Below are 14,482 nucleotides of genomic sequence, written 5' to 3'. Positions count from 1 at the left end.
CGAATCCAACCATTGCGTGGGCGGGGCACAGAACCCCGCAGCAAGCCTGAGAGGACTACACCGTGAGTCATTTACTGGATCAATTGCGGTTTTTCAATCGCAAGCAAAACGAGTTTTCCGAAGGTCATGGAGAGACCCGCAAAGAGTCGCGCGACTGGGAGAACGTCTACCGTTCACGCTGGCAGTACGACAAGATCGTGCGTTCCACCCACGGGGTGAACTGCACCGGGTCTTGCTCGTGGAAGATCTACGTGAAGAACGGCCTGATCACCTGGGAAACCCAGCAGACCGACTACCCGCGCACCCGCAACGACCTGCCCAACCATGAGCCTCGTGGTTGCCCGCGCGGCGCCAGTTACAGCTGGTACATCTACAGCGCCAACCGGCTCAAGTACCCGAAAATCCGCAAGCCGTTGCTCAAGCTCTGGCGCGATGCGCGCCAGACCATGGCGCCGGTCGAAGCCTGGGCCAGCATTGTCGAGGACAAGGTCAAGGCCGACTCCTATAAAAGCAAGCGCGGCATGGGCGGCTTCATTCGTTCCAGCTGGGACGAAGTCAACGAGATCATCGCGGCATCCAACGTCTACACCATCAAACAGTACGGTCCCGACCGGATCGTCGGGTTCTCGCCGATCCCGGCCATGTCGATGGTCAGCTACGCCGCAGGCTCGCGATACCTGTCGCTGATCGGCGGCGCCTGCCTGAGTTTCTACGACTGGTACTGCGACTTGCCACCGGCCTCGCCGATGGTCTGGGGTGAGCAGACCGACGTGCCGGAATCGGCCGACTGGTACAACTCCAACTACATCATTGCCTGGGGCTCCAACGTTCCGCAGACCCGTACCCCCGACGCGCACTTCTTCACCGAAGTCCGTTACAAGGGCACCAAAACTGTCGCGATCACCCCGGACTATTCAGAAGTCGCCAAGCTCACCGACCTGTGGCTGAACCCCAAGCAGGGTACCGACGCGGCGCTGGCGCAAGCCTTCAACCATGTGATCTTCAAAGAATTCCACCTGGACAAACCGAGCGCCTATTTCACTGATTACGCCAAGCGCTTCACCGATCTGCCGGTGCTGGTGCTGCTCAAGCAAATGGCCGACAAGGCGCCGGGCGCCGGTTACCAGCCGGACCGCTTCCTGCGCGCCAGCGACCTGACCGACAACCTCGGCCAGGAAAACAACCCGGAATGGAAAACCATCGCCCTGGATGTCAGCGGCGAACTGGTGTCCCCTCAGGGCTCCATCGGTTATCGCTGGGGCGAGAAGGGCAAGTGGAACATCCTTCCGCGTGAAGGCGGTGAAGGCCGCGAGATCGATCTGAAACTGAGCCTGATCGGCGATGACGTGGCCGAAGTGGCGTTCCCGTATTTTGCCGGCGAGTCCCACGAGCACTTCCAGCACGTGGCCGGCGATGCCGTGCAATACCGTCGTGTGCCGGTGCACAGCATCGTTCTGGCTGACGGCAGCGTGGCCAAAGTCGCCACCGTGTTCGACCTGTCGGCCGCTAACCTGGCGATCGACCGTGGCCTGGGTGGCGAAAACGTCGCCAAGGATTACAACGACGCCTCGGTGCCCGGCACCCCGGCCTGGCAGGAGCAGATCACCGGCGTCAGCCGCGAGAAAGCGATCCAGATTGCCCGTGAGTTTGCCGATAACGCCGACAAGACCAAGGGCCGCTCGATGATCATCGTCGGCGCGGCGATGAATCACTGGTACCACATGGACATGAACTACCGCGGGCTGATTAACATGCTCATGCTCTGCGGGTGTGTCGGCCAGACCGGTGGCGGTTGGGCGCACTACGTCGGCCAGGAAAAACTCCGTCCGCAATGCGGCTGGCTGCCCCTGGCATTCGGCCTGGACTGGAACCGTCCGCCACGGCAAATGAACGGCACCAGCTTCTTCTACGCCCACAGCTCGCAGTGGCGCCACGAGAAGATGAGCATGCACGACGTGCTCTCGCCGTTGGCCGACAAGTCGCAATTCCCCGAGCATGCGCTGGACTACAACATCCGCGCCGAACGCGCCGGCTGGTTGCCTAGCGCACCACAACTCAACACCAACCCGCTGCACATTTGCCGTGATGCCGCTGCTGCCGGCATGGAACCGAAAGACTACGTGGTCAAGTCGCTGCAGGACGGTTCGCTGCGCTTCTCTTGCGAGCAGCCGGACAGCCCGGTGAACTTCCCGCGCAACATGTTCATCTGGCGCTCCAACCTGCTGGGCTCCTCGGGCAAGGGCCACGAGTACATGCTCAAGTACCTGCTCGGCACCAAGAACGGGGTGATGAACGAAGACATCGGCCAGGTCGGCGACTGCAAACCGGAAGAAGCCGAATGGGTAGACGAGGGCGCCATCGGCAAGCTCGATCTGGTGACCACGCTGGACTTTCGCATGTCTTCGACCTGCGTCTATTCCGACATCGTCTTGCCGACCGCGACCTGGTACGAAAAAGACGACATGAACACCTCGGACATGCACCCGTTCATTCATCCGTTGTCGGCCGCGATCGACCCGGCGTGGGAATCGCGTTCCGACTGGGAAATCTACAAAGGCATCGCCAAGGCGTTTTCCAGCATGGCCGAAGGGCACCTGGGCGTCGAAAAGGATCTGGTGACCATTCCGCTGATGCACGACAGCGTCGGCGAACTGGCCCAGCCGTTTGGCGGCACCGACTGGAAAAGCGAAGGCGTGGCACCGGTGCCGGGTAAAAACGCACCGAACCTGCACGTGGTCGAGCGCGACTACCCGAACATCTACAAGCAGTTCTCGTCCCTCGGGCCATTGCTGGAGAAACACGGCAACGGCGGCAAGGGCATCAACTGGAACACCGAGGCCGAAGTGAAATTCCTCGGTGAGCTCAATCACCACGAACGCGACGCCGGCATCAGCTACGGCCGGCCGAAAATCGACACGGCCATCGATGCGGCGGAAGTGATCCTGTCGCTGGCACCGGAAACCAACGGTCATGTAGCGGTCAAGGCCTGGGCCGCGCTGTCGGAATTCACCGGCATCGACCACAGCCATCTGGCCGTGGGCAAGGAGCATGAGGCGATTCGCTTCCGTGACATCCAGGCGCAGCCACGCAAGATCATTTCCAGCCCGACCTGGTCGGGTCTCGAAGACGATCACGTCAGCTACAACGCCGGCTACACCAACGTTCACGAAGGTATCCCGTGGCGCACCATCACCGGTCGCCAGCAGTTCTACCAGGATCACCCGTGGATGCAGGCGTTCGGCGAGCAGCTGATGAGTTACCGGCCGCCGGTCAACACCCGGACCATCGCCGGGGTGAAAGGCAAGCGCAGCAACGGCCACAAGGAAATCGTCCTGAACTGGATCACGCCACACCAGAAGTGGGGCATCCACAGCACCTACAGCGACAACCTGCTGATGCTGACCCTCAGCCGTGGCGGCCCGATTGTCTGGCTCTCTGAGAACGACGCGAAAAGCGCCGGTATCGAGGACAACGACTGGATCGAGTGCTTCAACGTCAACGGTGCGCTGACTGCCCGTGCGGTGGTCAGTCAGCGGGTCAAGGACGGCATGGTGATGATGTACCACGCCCAGGAACGGATCGTGAACGTGCCCGGATCGGAAACCACCAAGACCCGTGGCGGCCACCACAACTCGGTGACCCGCGTCGTGCTCAAACCGACCCACATGATCGGTGGCTATGCCCAGCAGGCCTACGGTTTCAACTATTACGGCACGGTCGGTTGCAACCGCGACGAGTTCGTCGTGGTGCGCAAAATGTCCAAAGTCGACTGGCTCGATGGTTCGTCCGGTGATGACCTGCCGCGTCCTCTGCCGACCGATATCGAGGAGAACTGAGATGAAGATTCGCTCACAAATCGGCATGGTGCTGAACCTGGACAAGTGCATCGGTTGCCACACCTGCTCGATCACCTGCAAAAACGTCTGGACCAGCCGTGAAGGCATGGAATACGCCTGGTTCAACAACGTCGAAAGCAAACCCGGGATCGGCTACCCGAAAGAATGGGAAAACCAGGACAAGTGGAAGGGCGGCTGGATCCGCAATGCCAACGGCTCGATCAACCCGCGCATCGGCGGCAAGTTCCGCGTGTTGGCCAACATCTTTGCCAACCCGGACCTGCCGAGCCTCGACGACTACTACGAGCCGTTCGACTTCGATTACCAGCACCTGCACACCGCACCGCTGGGCGAGCATCAGCCGACTGCGCGCCCACGCTCGCTGGTCTCCGGCAAGCGCATGGAGAAAATCGAGTGGGGCCCGAACTGGGAAGAAATCCTCGGCACCGAATTCGCCAAGCGTCGCAAGGACAAGAACTTCGACAAGATCCAGGCGGACATCTACGGCGAGTACGAAAACACCTTCATGATGTATTTGCCGCGCCTGTGCGAGCACTGCCTCAACCCGGCGTGCGCGGCATCGTGCCCGAGCGGGGCGATCTACAAGCGTGAAGAAGACGGCATTGTTCTGATCGACCAGGAAAAATGCCGCGGCTGGCGCATGTGCATCAGCGGCTGCCCGTACAAGAAAATCTACTTCAACTGGAAAAGCGGCAAGTCCGAGAAGTGCATTTTCTGCTACCCGCGTATCGAAGCCGGGATGCCGACCGTGTGCGCCGAAACGTGCGTCGGTCGTATCCGTTACCTCGGCGTGTTGCTATACGACGCCGACCGCATCAGCGAAGTGGCGAGCACCGCCAATGAGCAGGATCTGTACGAGAAACAACTGGAGATCTTCCTCGACCCGAATGACCCGGCGGTGATCCGTCAGGCCCTGGCAGACGGTGTGCCGCAGTCGGTGATCGATTCCGCCCAGCGTTCGCCGGTCTACAAAATGGCCGTGGACTGGAAACTCGCGCTGCCGCTGCACCCGGAATACCGCACCTTGCCGATGGTCTGGTACGTACCGCCACTGTCGCCGATTCAAAACGCCGCAACCGCTGGCACCGTCGGCATGAACGGGGTGATTCCGGACGTCGACAGCCTGCGTATTCCACTGAAGTACCTGGCCAACCTGCTGACTGCCGGCGATGAAAAACCGATCAAGCGTGCACTCAAGCGCTTGCTGGCGATGCGTGCCTACAAGCGTTCCGAGCAAGTCGATGGCGTGCAGGACCTGCAAGTACTGGCGGACGTCGGATTGAGCGTGGACCAGGTCGAGGAAATGTACCGCTACCTGGCCATCGCCAACTATGAGGACCGCTTTGTGGTACCGAGCGCCCACCGCGAAGACGCCATGAGCGACGCCTTTGCCGAACGCTCCGGTTGCGGTTTCAGTTTCGGCAGCGGTTGCAGCGGCAGCTCCGACACCAACATGTTCGGCGCGAAAAAGGCCAACCGTCGCGACGTCCTGAAAACCGTGCAGTTGTGGGAGGAATGAGCATGCAAATTCTCAAAGTGATTTCGCTGCTGCTCGATTACCCGACTGAAACGCTGATCAGCGGCCGCGACGAACTGGAGCAGGCGATCATTCAGTCGCGTGAAATCAGCCCGAAGCAGCGCGGTGCGTTGTTCGAGTTGCTGGAACTGATTTGCGCCAATGACCTGATGGACGGACAGGAGCACTACGGTGCGCTGTTCGGTCGGGGGCGCGCGCTCTCGTTGCTGTTGTTCGAACACGTGCACGGTGAGTCCCGCGACCGTGGCCAGGCCATGGTCGACATGATGGCGCAGTACGAAGACGCCGGTTTTGCCATCGGCGTCAAAGAGCTGCCGGACTACATCCCGCTGTACCTGGAGTTTCTGTCCACTCGCGAAGACATCGAGGCCCGCGAGGGCCTGGCGGATGTCTCGCACTTGCTGGCCTTGCTCGCGGCGCGTCTGGAGGAGCGTGAAAGCGCCTACGCCAGTTGCTTCCGGGCGCTGCTGCAGATTGCCGGGGCCGAGCCGCATCAGGCCGTGGCCGACCTGCGTGAGCAGGTCGCGGCGGAAGTGCGCGACGACTCGCTCGAAGCCCTCGACAAAATCTGGGAAGAGGAGGCCGTGGACTTTCTCCAGGCCGAACAGCAGGACCGTTGCGGTTCGCTGCCAAGCGCACCGGGCAAGGCCCGGGAAGAAAGCGCGGTGCCGTTGCACTGGGTGGATTTTCAGCATGAAGGGCTGGCCGCTACGCCAGCCAAGGAGGTGGGCAATGTCTAAATGGAACCTGTTGTTGTTCGGGATCTATCCCTATATCGCTTTGGCCATTTGCCTGATCGGCAGTTGGGCTCGCTTCGACCTGTCGCAGTACACCTGGAAGGCGGGCTCCAGCCAAATGCTCAACCAGCGCGGCATGCGCGTGGCGAGCAACTTCTTCCACATCGGTGTGTTGTTCGTGCTGGCCGGGCATTTCGTCGGCCTGCTGACGCCCGCGTCGGTTTATCACCATGTCATCAGCACTGAGAACAAGCAGTTGCTGGCGATGGTGTCCGGCGGCTTCTTCGGCCTGTTGTGCCTGATCGGCCTGCTGATGCTGGTCAACCGGCGCCTGAGCGACCCTCGGGTCCGCGCCACGTCCAGTACGTCGGACATCCTGATTCTGCTGGTGCTATTGGCGCAGTTGCTGCTCGGCTTGCTGACCATCGTTGCGTCCACCGCGCACATGGACGGTTCGGTGATGGTGATGCTCGCCGACTGGGCGCAGAACACCGTGCTGTTGCGGCCGATGGAAGCGGCGGCCTCCATCGCCCCGGTCGGGCTGACCTACAAGCTGCACGTGTTTCTCGGCCTGACCCTGTTTGTGCTGTTCCCCTTCACCCGTCTCGTACATGTGATCAGTGCACCGGTCTGGTACCTGGGACGCCGTTATCAAATCGTTCGGCAGAAATTCTGAGGAGACAATCATGTCAGGTGGATGTGGATGTGGCGGCGGTAACGGCGGCAGCGGTGGCTGCGGATCTTCCAAACAAGTAGAGGTTGCGGTGCCGGACGATGTCGCACCGTTTGAAGAGCTCGCGGTTGAGCCTGCGGCGGCCGATGACGCGCCCGCGCAGTTGATCGCCAGCAGTGAGCAGGAGTGGCCGATCATCAGCGTCAACGAGGTGGTGATCACCCCGGAAGCGATGGCCCAGGAGCTGCAATATCACCCGGCCGAAAGCCGCGAAGAGGCGGTGTATCTGGCCGCCAAGGCGCTGGTAATCCGCGAGTTGTTGCAGCAGCGCATTGCCGAACTGGGCGTGTCGCTGGAGGTCGGTGCCGGTGAGAACGAAGAAGAAGCCGCCACGCGCTTGTTGCTCGAACGCGAGGTGATCGTGCCGCAATGCGACGAGCAAACCAGCCTTCGTTACTACGAAAACAATCGCGGGCGTTTTCACAGCGCGCCGTTGCTGGCGGTGCGGCACATCCTGCTGGAGTGCGCGCCGGACGATGCCGAAGCCCGCGAGCTGGCGCTTGCCCAGGCAGAAATCCTGCTGCAACGGCTGGAAGAGTTCCCCGGCAGCTTCGCCGAGCTGGCGGTGAAATATTCGGCCTGCCCGTCGAAAGCGCAAGGCGGTTCACTGGGGCAGATCAGCAAGGGCCAGACCGTGCCGGAACTGGAGCGGCAGTTGTTCACGCTGGCACCGGGGCTGGCCAGCAAACCATTGGAAAGTCGTTACGGCTGGCATGTGATCAGTGTCGATCAGCGGATCGAAGGCATGCCGTTGCCCTATGAAGCGGTGTCGACGGCGATCCGCACGCAGTTGCAGCAGGGCGTCTGGCAAAAGGCCCTGGTGCAATACCTGCAAACCCTGATTGGCGCGGCGGATGTTCGCGGCATCCATTTGCAGGGCGCTGACTCACCGCTGGTGCAGTGAGCCTCAAGGCTAACCGGGAGATGTGATGAACGCTGTGATGCAGGATGGTTTTGGGCGGCAGATCGATTATCTGCGGATGTCGGTGACGGACCGGTGTGATTTTCGTTGTGTGTATTGCATGGCGAAAAACATGACCTTCCTGCCGCGTCAGCAGGTGCTCACGCTGGAGGAATTGCAGCGCCTGGCAACGCTGTTCGTTGGTCTGGGCGTGCGCAAGATTCGCCTCACCGGCGGCGAGCCGTTGATCCGTCCCGGCATTGTCGATCTGTGTCGCAACATCGCCGCGTTGCCCGGTTTGCGCGAACTGGTGATGACCAGCAACGGCTCGCAGCTGGGCCGCCTGGCGCGGCCGTTGGTGGAGGCGGGTGTTAAACGGATGAACATCAGCCTCGACAGCCTGGACGCGCAGAAATTTCGCGCGATCACCCGCAACGGCGATCTCGATCAAGTGCTGGGCGGCATCGAAGCGGCGCGGGATGCGGGGTTTGAGCGAATCAAGCTCAACTGCGTGGTGATGAAGGGGCGCAACTTCGATGAGGTCCCGGCGCTGGTGCAATACGCTATCGACCAGCGCATCGATATCAGTTTTATCGAAGAAATGCCGCTGGGCGACGTCGGGCGATCACGGGGCGAATCTTTTTGCTCCAGTGATGACGTGCGCACTTTGATTGCTCAGCGTCATCGCTTGCTCGACAGCACGGAAAACAGCGGCGGGCCGGCGCGTTATGTGCGCCTGGAACGCCATCCCGAGACCCGGATCGGTTTCATTTCGCCCAACAGCCATAACTTCTGCGGTACTTGCAACCGGGTGCGGATGACGGTCGAGGGCAAGCTGCTGTTGTGTCTGGGGCAGGACGATGCGCTGGATTTGAGAGGGTTGCTGCGGCGTTATCCGCTGGATGATCAGCCGGTGATCAATGCGGTGCAAAAGGCTTTGCGCGGTAAACCGCTGCGCCATGACTTCACTCCGGAGGGGGACGTGCAGATCGTGCGATTCATGAATATGAGTGGTGGTTGATTTACCGCAAATCCAAGCGCCGAGTTTCTGATGGTGTACATATCCATTCCTGCGGTAACGGCCGCTAATGGTTTCGCTTTTACAGCGAGTCACTTGGAGAAGCGCCAAGTAACCAAGCGCTTTTGCCCCTTTCGTTCGGTGCCTCGCTAATGCTCGCCATGCCCTCGCTCCGGTCCTGCTCCGTGGGCCCGCCACCATCGGCCATCCATGGCCGGGGGCGGCTAACCCGGCATCCATGCCGGGTTGCCCACTGCGCAGAACCTGCGCTCGGCCTCTCGAGGGGGCGACCACCGCCACAGCCGCCGAGGCGGCCTGAAAGCCGACCTGGCTCTACGGTCGTGCGCACACTTCCGCACTGTGGTGGCCGCACTAATTTTGGATGTTTGCACATCCCCCCTGTAGGAGCCGGCTTGCTGGCGATGGCGTCCGTCCAGCCAATACACACGTTGACTGACCCACCGCCATCGCCAGCAAGCCGGCTCCTACACGGGATTGGGTTCACACGGTCAAAATTGTAGGAGCTGGCTTGCCGGCGATGGACGTCAACGATAACGCGGGCTGTCTGAATGAACGTGTTGTCCGGTCGTTTTTCGCGGGCAAGCCTCGCTCCTACAGGGAATCGCGTTTGCTTTTGATTTTCACCACTCATCAGGCCGAGCGTTAGCTCGCCTTCAGCCTTTGATCTGAGCGCCCCCTCGAGAGGCCGAGTGGAGGTTCTGCGCAGTGGGCAACCCGGCATGGATGCCGGGTTAGCCGCGCACGGCCAAGGATGGCCGATCGCGGCGGGCCCACGGAGCAGGACCGGAGCGAGGGCATGCCGAGCACTAGCGAGGCACCGAACGAAAGGGGCAAGAGCGCTTGGTTACTTGGCGCTTCTCCAAGTGACTCGCCGTAAGGGCGAAACCGCCAGCCGCCATCACCACAACAACGGATATACACACCAAAAACAAATGCTCAGCAATCACCGCCAAATCTTGATATCGGTCAATTGCAGATCCGCCCTTTGTCCGTAACCTCCACTGCATGTTGTGTTTTTAGATGAATAAAAATCTATATGTAGTATCTGGAGGCCGAATGCAAAGCACGCTGATCTCAGTAGGAAGTAACCGTTTGCACAAGCGCAACGGTGATCTGGTTGCCTTCGACGCCGACAAGATCCGTCAGGCGTTGATCGCTGCCGGCAGGGCAACCGGGGAATACACCGACGTTGAAGCCGAAGGCCTGCTCGAGGCCGTACTCGCCCGTCTGGAAGGGCTGCCGAGACTGCATGTCGAACAGATCCAGGACCGTGTCGAACGGGTGCTGATGGACGCCGGTTTTTTCTTCGCCATGCGCGCCTACATCGTCTACCGCGAACAGCACGGACGCTTGCGCCGCGACCGTCGGACCCTGGTCGAGGTCGCCACCTCCATGAACGAATACCTCGACCGTGAAGACTGGCGGGTCCAGGCCAACGCCAATCAGGGCTATTCCCTGGGCGGGCTGGTACTGAACGTGTCGGGCAAGGTCACCGCCAACTACTGGCTGGACGAGGTCTACAGCGAAGCCATCGGCCAGGCCCACCGCGAGGCGGATTTGCATGTGCACGACCTCGACATGCTCGCCGGTTATTGCGCCGGATGGTCACTGCGCACGCTCTTGCACGAAGGGCTCAACGGTGTGCCGGGACGGGTCGAAGCCGGTCCGCCGAAGCACCTGAGCAGTGCCCTGGGGCAGATGGTGAATTTCCTCGGCACCCTGCAAAACGAATGGGCCGGTGCCCAGGCGTTCAGCTCGTTCGACACCTACCTGGCGCCCTATGTGCGCAAAGACCAGCTGGGTTTCGAGCAGATACGCCAGGCAATCCAGGAATTCATCTACAACCTCAACGTACCGTCGCGCTGGGGCACGCAAACACCCTTTACCAACCTGACCTTCGACTGGGTTTGCCCGCAGGATCTGCGCGAGCAGATCCCCATCATCGGCGGTGAAGAAATGCCGTTTGCCTATGGCGACCTGCAAGCCGAAATGGACCTGCTCAACCGCGCCTATATCGAGGTGATGCAGGCCGGCGATGCGAAAGGGCGGGTGTTCACCTTTCCGATCCCGACCTACAACATCACCCATGATTTTCCATGGGACAGCGAAAACGCTGACCGCCTGTTCGAGATGACCGCGCGTTACGGCCTGCCGTATTTCCAGAACTTCCTCAATTCGGACATGCAGCCCAATCAGGTGCGCTCGATGTGCTGCCGCTTGCAACTGGACGTGCGCGAGTTGCTCAAGCGCGGCGGCGGTTTGTTCGGCTCGGCGGAACAGACCGGATCGCTCGGCGTGGTGACCATCAACTGCGCGCGCCTGGGCTACGTGTTCAAGGGTGATACCAGCGGTTTGCTCAAGCGTCTGGACACGCTGATGGAGCTGGCGATGGAGAGCCTGGAGGTCAAGCGCAAGGTGATTCAGCATCACATGGACGCCGGTTTGTACCCATACACCAAGCGTTACCTAGGCACCTTGCGCAACCATTTCTCGACCATCGGCCTCAACGGCCTGCATGAAATGCTGCGCAATTTCAGCGGCGACAAGGAGGGCATGCACACCGAGCACGGTCGGCAGTTTGCCCTGAGGATGCTGGACCATGTGCGCGCCACGCTCGTGCGTTTCCAGGAAGAAACTGGCCACCTCTACAACCTCGAAGCGACGCCGGCCGAGGGCACCACCTACCGTTTCGCCAAGGAAGACCTCAAGCGCTATCCCGACATTCTCCAGGCCGGCAGCGCGCAGGCGCCGTATTACACCAACTCCTCGCAACTGCCCGTGGGCTACACCGAAGACCCTTTCGAGGCCCTGGAACTGCAAGACGAATTGCAATGCAAATACACCGGCGGGACGGTCTTGCATCTGTACATGGCCGAGCGGATTTCTTCGACCCAAGCCTGCAAGCAACTGGTGCGCAAAGCCCTCGGGCGGTTCCGCCTGCCGTACCTGACCGTGACCCCGACATTCTCCATTTGCCCGGTGCACGGCTACCTCGATGGCGAGCACGAGTTCTGCCCTAAATGCGACGAGATCCTGCTGCTCAAAGAACAGCAAACCGGCACCGTTCACTGATTTCGATCCACTCAACCGCAAGGAGCTTCACCATGATTGCATCGCAAACACTGCCCCAGGCTCAACGTCAACGCTGCGAAGTCTGGACCCGGGTGATGGGTTATCACCGTCCGGTGTCGGCGTTCAATCCGGGCAAACAGTCGGAGCACCGCGAACGGGTGCACTTCACCGAAAGCGCGGCCGTGGCCGGGCGCCAATGAGTCGAATGCTGCGGGTCGGGGGCATGGTGCCCCTGACCACTATCGACTATCCGGGACAGCTCGCCTGCGTGCTGTTTTGCCAGGGGTGCGCCTGGCGTTGTCGTTACTGCCATAACCCGCAACTGATCCCGCCTCGTGGCACCGAGGAAGTGGATTGGCGGCGGGTTATGGCGTTTCTGCAACGTCGGCAGGATCTGCTCGATGCCGTGGTGTTCAGCGGCGGTGAGCCGACCTTGCAGGACGCGTTGCCCGGCGCCATGGATGAAGTGCGCGCCATGGGATTTCGCATCGGTTTGCACAGCGCCGGCATCAAGCCGGTCGCGTTCGCCAAGGCTTTGGCCGGGGCCGACTGGGTGGGCTTCGACGTCAAGGCGTTGCCCGAGGATTGCCAGGCCATCACCCGCGTCGAGGGCAGCGGAACAGCCAACTGGCGCAGCCTCGAGCATCTGCTGGCCAGCGATGTCGACTACGAATGCCGCACCACCGTGCATTGGCATCTCGTCGAGCCGGCACGTCTGCTGACCCTGGCGCAGCGATTGAGCGCGCTGGGCGTCAAGCGCTTCGCCGTGCAACTGGTGCGCACCGAGCGGATGTTCGATCCGCTGCTGCCGAGCGTTTCGGCACAGGCCTTGCTACCCGATCTTTGGGAAGCGATGCGCGAGTTGTTTCCAGCGTTCGTGTTACGGGGGTAACCGAACCTGCGGATCAACGTTCAAGAGTGACATCCACCATGAATTTCAAATGCGCTGCCAATCAGGCAGGTATCAAACTGGGAGCATTTGATATGGCTAAATTAACCACGGCACAACGGATCGTCATCGGCTTTGCAATCGCGCCGCTGGCGCTGATGGGCATGGCGTTTTACGCGTTGCACGATCTGGCAACGCTCAAGGAACAGGCGGTGGTCATCGTCAAACAGGACTGGCCGAAGATCGAACCGATCATGGTCATTGCCACTGGCGTGCGCGATAACGCCAGGAACACCCGGGACTTGCTGATCAACAAGGACAATCAGCAAGTGCAGCAGTCGATCGACGCCACCAAGAAACGTATCACCCAGGCGCTCGAAACCCTTGAGCCGCTGTTCTATCTGCCAGAGGGCAAAGCCGCTTATGCGGCCCTGAAAAAGAATCGCGAAGCCTACGTTGCCGCGTTCACCCAGGTGCAGGTCTTGATTCGGCAAGGGGCTTCCGACGATGCCATGGCCCAGCTGAAGCAGAAAGTCGTACCGGCCGAAGCCGAGGTGTATCGCAGCCTGGATGAGTTGATGGCGCTGCAAGGGAAAATCTTCATCGACCGTGAACAGTCGGCGCAGGCACTGTACAGCGATGCCCGGCGCAACATGCTCGGGTTGTTCCTGTTCTGCCTGGCGCTGGTGATTGCTGCTGCGATAGTCGTCACGCGCAGTGTGACCCGGCCATTGGGTGGCGAGCCGGATGATGCCGCACGGTTCTTGAGTGAAATCGCCGAGGGCGACCTGACGATTCAGGTGCCGGTGGGTGCAAGTGCCGACGGCAGTGTGATGATGAACATGCATCAGATGCAGCAAAGCCTGAATGCCATGGTCAAGCACATCGCTGCTTCGGTTGACCGGGTAGCCAGCTCTTCCGAAGAACTGAGTGCCGTCAGCAGCCAGACTGCCAGCAACCTGCAATTGCAGGGGCTGGAGATCGAGCAGGCCGCTGCGGCGGTGAATCAGATGACGGCAGCGGTGGATGAAGTGGCGCGCAACGCCGTCAGCACTTCAGAGGCCTCCAAACAGTCCGAGCAAACCGCACAGCGCGGCCGCGAACAGGTTCAGGAAACCGTGGTTGCCATCGGCGAACTGGCCGATGGCGTCACCGACACCTCGCAACGCATCGAGCAATTGGCGGGCCGGGTGCAGGACATCAGCAAAGTCCTGGACGTGATTCGCAGCATTGCCGAGCAGACCAATCTGCTGGCCCTCAACGCGGCAATTGAAGCCGCACGGGCCGGGGATGCCGGGCGCGGCTTTGCCGTGGTCGCCGATGAAGTGCGCGCGCTGGCGCATCGCACGCAGGAGTCCACCCAGGAAATCGAGCAGATGATCGGCAACATCCGCCAGGATACCGGCCATGCGGTGACGGCCATGCAAAGCAGCAGTCAACTGGTGCGGGCCACCCTGGAAGTGGCGCAGCGCTCAGGTGATGCACTGGATCAGATCACCCGGTCCATCTCGCAGATCAATGAGCGCAACCTGATGATTGCCAGTGCCACGGAGGAGCAGGCGTTGGTGGCGCGTGAGGTGGATCGCAATCTGGTGGGGATTCGCACTTTGTCCGAGCAAGTCTTGCTGGGTGCGCGGCACACCGACACCGCTGGCCATGAACTGGCGCAGATGGCCGGTGCGCTGCATCAGACCGTGGCGCGATTCAAGGTCTAGAC

10 protein-coding genes are annotated in these 14,482 nt (G+C 60.9%); all 10 read left to right on the top strand.

Annotation, left to right across the window (positions count from 1 at the left end; translation table 11 throughout):
* Nucleotides 1-62 precede the first annotated feature (62 nt).
* A complete protein-coding gene (locus ACYZUC_RS09050) occupies nucleotides 63-3,836 on the top strand; it encodes a nitrate reductase subunit alpha (protein ID WP_461995195.1) in 3,774 nt (1,257 codons plus the stop codon).
* Between the two features lies 1 nt (nucleotide 3,837).
* Nucleotides 3,838-5,376 (top strand): nitrate reductase subunit beta, encoded by a 1,539-nt coding sequence (gene narH / locus ACYZUC_RS09045; protein WP_461995193.1) that lies wholly within the window; start codon nucleotides 3,838-3,840, stop codon nucleotides 5,374-5,376.
* 2 nt (nucleotides 5,377-5,378) lie between these two features.
* Nucleotides 5,379-6,134 (top strand): nitrate reductase molybdenum cofactor assembly chaperone, encoded by a 756-nt coding sequence (narJ, locus tag ACYZUC_RS09040; RefSeq protein ID WP_461995191.1) that lies wholly within the window; start codon nucleotides 5,379-5,381, stop codon nucleotides 6,132-6,134.
* Nucleotides 6,127-6,807, top strand: coding sequence for a respiratory nitrate reductase subunit gamma (narI, locus tag ACYZUC_RS09035; RefSeq protein ID WP_461995189.1), 681 nt, complete (start codon nucleotides 6,127-6,129; stop codon nucleotides 6,805-6,807). The genes narJ and narI overlap by 8 nt, the downstream gene beginning before the upstream one ends.
* 10 nt (nucleotides 6,808-6,817) lie before the next feature.
* A complete protein-coding gene (locus ACYZUC_RS09030) occupies nucleotides 6,818-7,768 on the top strand; it encodes a peptidylprolyl isomerase (RefSeq protein WP_461995187.1) in 951 nt (316 codons plus the stop codon).
* Between the two features lie 25 nt (nucleotides 7,769-7,793).
* Nucleotides 7,794-8,786 carry a GTP 3',8-cyclase MoaA gene (moaA, locus tag ACYZUC_RS09025; protein WP_008031001.1) on the top strand — a complete coding sequence of 331 codons (993 nt, stop codon included), beginning with the start codon at nucleotides 7,794-7,796 and terminating at the stop codon, nucleotides 8,784-8,786.
* Between the two features lie 1,074 nt (nucleotides 8,787-9,860).
* Nucleotides 9,861-11,876 carry a ribonucleoside triphosphate reductase gene (locus ACYZUC_RS09020; protein ID WP_008032936.1) on the top strand — a complete coding sequence of 672 codons (2,016 nt, stop codon included), beginning with the start codon at nucleotides 9,861-9,863 and terminating at the stop codon, nucleotides 11,874-11,876.
* 32 nt (nucleotides 11,877-11,908) lie between these two features.
* A complete protein-coding gene (nrdD, locus tag ACYZUC_RS09015) occupies nucleotides 11,909-12,076 on the top strand; it encodes an anaerobic ribonucleoside-triphosphate reductase (RefSeq protein ID WP_008032934.1) in 168 nt (55 codons plus the stop codon).
* Nucleotides 12,073-12,768, top strand: a complete 696-nt coding sequence (locus ACYZUC_RS09010; RefSeq protein WP_461995186.1) for an anaerobic ribonucleoside-triphosphate reductase activating protein — start codon at nucleotides 12,073-12,075, stop codon at nucleotides 12,766-12,768. The genes nrdD and ACYZUC_RS09010 overlap by 4 nt, the downstream gene beginning before the upstream one ends.
* A gap of 92 nt (nucleotides 12,769-12,860) precedes the next feature.
* Entirely contained in the window at nucleotides 12,861-14,480 is a 1,620-nt protein-coding gene (locus ACYZUC_RS09005) for a methyl-accepting chemotaxis protein (protein ID WP_461995185.1), read from the top strand.
* Nucleotides 14,481-14,482: the final 2 nt, after the last annotated feature.

This window comes from Pseudomonas sp. GT1P32, from assembly GCF_054897805.1.
Note: the sequence above shows the minus strand (reverse complement) of the source record. Positions and strands in the feature narration are given on the sequence as shown.